This is a genomic window from Candidatus Electrothrix sp. (genome assembly GCF_052785085.1).
On the sequence record NZ_JALAAI010000219.1, the window covers coordinates 1 to 2,494 of the forward strand.

A 2,494-nucleotide genomic window follows, 5' to 3' on the forward strand; every position below is an offset into this window, starting at 1 on the left:
AGGAAATAGACCAGGTCGCAGTGAACCGCGGGCTGTGAAGCGTCGTCCAAAGGCCTACCCTCGTTTGACAGTACCAAGAAGACAAACGGCGTAATCCTGTGGTCAACCACTTAAGGTCGTGCCATTAGGCTATAGGCATCTGGTAGATGGACAACGCGCCCAAGGCCATGATGATGATGGCTATGACCCAAGCAAAAACGGGTCTGTCGAGGAAAAACTTTGAGAGCATCAGTGGGGCTCCTTTTCGATGCTTAATAACGGATCGGGGTAACACTCCGATCATAATGGTCGTGCTGCTCGGCACCTTCTGTTCGTTTCACTTTTCCTGTTCCGCGATTTCCAACAATACGTTGTACAAGGTGGGTTCACAACTCTCCGTGACCTCTTCCCTCTCATGTTTATGATGAGGATGCGTTGCCACATCAGGATGATGCGGCGCATTGTCGTAGCGAAAAACGCAGGCATTCCGCTGATCCATATACTGATAGCGATATTTGATCTTTGCCGATCTGTCGGTATCCTTAAGTTCCATAAATTCAAGACGACAGCCGGTATCAAACTGGACAGAGCCGCTGACACAGCCCTGTCTGGAGTTATACTGCTTTTTCCTGAGTGTTGAACTCTGTATATCCGGGAACTCCTGAAGCACCTGCTCAACTTCCATGAAGTAAGCTGCAATCATGCAAGCTCCTGCAGCCGCCGTTCATTGTCTTGCAGCATTTCATAGAGTCCGGCCCACAGCATTGTCTCTTCACTGTCATCGGTCAGGCCCTGTTCGTACTGCCGGTAAAACTGCTCCGTTGCCTGCCCGTGCTCGGCCTCGAACTTTCTCAGTTCAAGCCGGATACTGAGCAGGCTTTTCCGGATCTCGCTGATCTGGTAGGCAATGATATTCTGGGCAAAGGTTTCTTCATTTTCAGTATGCGCCAGAATCGTTTTCAGGCGTTGCTCTGTCTTCGGGTCTATATGCAGTTGCAGTTGAAACATGTCTGTTCTCCTGTTTTTTTATTCGGTATTCTCAAGCGGCTCACGAAAAAACCTTAAAATTCAATACCTGCCTGTTTCAGTAACTTTTCAAGCCTGGCTTTTTCCGCTTCCGCTTTCTCTTTTTCCGCCCTTTCGTACGCTATAAGCCGCTCCTGAGTCGCTAATTCTTCTAAAATCTCATCTTCCATATCCATATCTTCACAAAGTTCTCTGCTGGCGGAAGCCTTGTGCAGCCGTCTGATGACGACCTTGAATTCATCCGGAAACGAGGATTCCAGGACATCAAGAAAATGTTTACTCTCTTTGCTGGCATTGCTCTGATCAAAGATACTCAGCAGGGTTTCCAGCTTATTGCGATGTTTTTTCCGCAACCGCCCCACTTGGATAATATAACTGTCATGGGTGAGACTTTCTATGAACTCTTCTTTCCGGGTCAGTTTCTCCTTGGTGGCATGGTCGTAATACTCTCTTTTCACATGGATAACCGGGCTGTCATTGTATTGCAGGTTATGTCCGAGAATGTAAATACTTATAATGGGCAGTGCCTTCTTCTTTCCGGTTTTTTCATCCAAGTGGATATTGGACTCCTCCAGATACTGTTTCCCCAGATACTTCCGAAAACGGGTTATATCCGTGGGGAATTTGGCCTTCTGCAACTCAATGAGAACCAACTTACTGCTGCCGTCCGGCTCCCGTATCTTTGCGGCAAAGTCAATCCGTAAGACTGTCAGGCCGCCGCCAGGGAGTTTTCTATTCAACTCGGTAAAAGCGAAGTCAAGGGATTCTATTTCCTGTTCAATGATGTTGGATATGACCAGTTTGGCAACCCGCATATCCTGCATCAGGTATTTGAACACGACATCGTACAGGGGGTTTGCGACTTTCATTGGTTTGTTCCTCGGAATGGAAGAGGTTCTGCGTATCGGTGAATATGAATCCGAGAACCAACCCTACGCAATCATAACAGCATGTGACAGTCAGCCACAGCCTGCTGTCCGTCGTTCTTCTTTGCTGTCTTTTTTGGCTTCTTTATCTTGCAACGGCAGCATCTTGATCAACAATAAAATGGCTTCAATGATTGATGCAGAAGTTGATAAATGCTGACAGAGACTTTCTTCGTTTCTTTCACCGGTAAGAATACGTTCAATTGCTTTGGAAAAGTGGGCACTTTCGCCTCCATCCTTATCTCCTTGTTCAATAAGCTTATTTACCTCAATTTCACCCTGTTCATCTCCCCGGAGAGCATAAATGACGGCGGCAATTTGAAAGGTGGACAGCTTAATTTCGTGGGCTGTTCCGGCAAAATTACGTTTTGAATCTCGTGCCATAGACCGGTATTCCGCAGCTTGATTCGGTTTTTCTTCCTTATCTGCTATTTGACAGGCCCCTGACAGCCTTTTTCTGCTAGCTGGTTAATCTTTTAATTTTACACCAGAAAAAAATGGACATTTGAGATTTTTCTGGTATTAATGTAATAAAAAACGATTTGTCATTGGTAACCAAGGGA

The 2,494-nt window shown here is 46.2% G+C and carries 4 protein-coding genes and 1 pseudogene; all 5 read right to left on the reverse strand.

The features are described 5' to 3' along the window. Positions 1–127: 127 nt before the first annotated feature. Positions 128–229: pseudogene (locus L2082_RS19065) on the reverse strand (efflux RND transporter permease subunit); the annotation flags it as partial. Positions 230–316: 87 nt separating this feature from the next. Then, positions 317–682 carry a toxin-antitoxin system TumE family protein gene (locus L2082_RS19070; RefSeq protein WP_446012183.1) on the reverse strand — a complete coding sequence of 122 codons (366 nt, stop codon included), beginning with the start codon at positions 680–682 and terminating at the stop codon, positions 317–319. Further along, on the reverse strand, positions 679–987 hold the full coding sequence (locus tag L2082_RS19075) for a hypothetical protein (protein ID WP_446012184.1): 309 nt from the start codon (positions 985–987) through the stop codon (positions 679–681). The genes L2082_RS19070 and L2082_RS19075 overlap by 4 nt, the downstream gene beginning before the upstream one ends. 53 nt (positions 988–1,040) lie before the next feature. Then, positions 1,041–1,874: a hypothetical protein gene (locus L2082_RS19080; protein WP_446012185.1), complete on the reverse strand. Its 834-nt coding sequence runs from the start codon at positions 1,872–1,874 to the stop codon at positions 1,041–1,043. 90 nt (positions 1,875–1,964) lie between these two features. Next, positions 1,965–2,315 (reverse strand): hypothetical protein, encoded by a 351-nt coding sequence (locus tag L2082_RS19085; RefSeq protein ID WP_446012186.1) that lies wholly within the window; start codon positions 2,313–2,315, stop codon positions 1,965–1,967. Positions 2,316–2,494 lie beyond the last annotated feature (179 nt).

Coding starts and splice junctions, on each gene's coding strand:
- L2082_RS19085 (WP_446012186.1), bottom strand. CDS start 2,315: ATGGCACGAGATTCAAAACGTAATTTTGCCGGAACAGCCCACGAAATT.
- L2082_RS19080 (WP_446012185.1), bottom strand. CDS start 1,874: ATGAAAGTCGCAAACCCCCTGTACGATGTCGTGTTCAAATACCTGATG.
- L2082_RS19075 (WP_446012184.1), bottom strand. CDS start 987: ATGTTTCAACTGCAACTGCATATAGACCCGAAGACAGAGCAACGCCTG.
- L2082_RS19070 (WP_446012183.1), bottom strand. CDS start 682: ATGATTGCAGCTTACTTCATGGAAGTTGAGCAGGTGCTTCAGGAGTTC.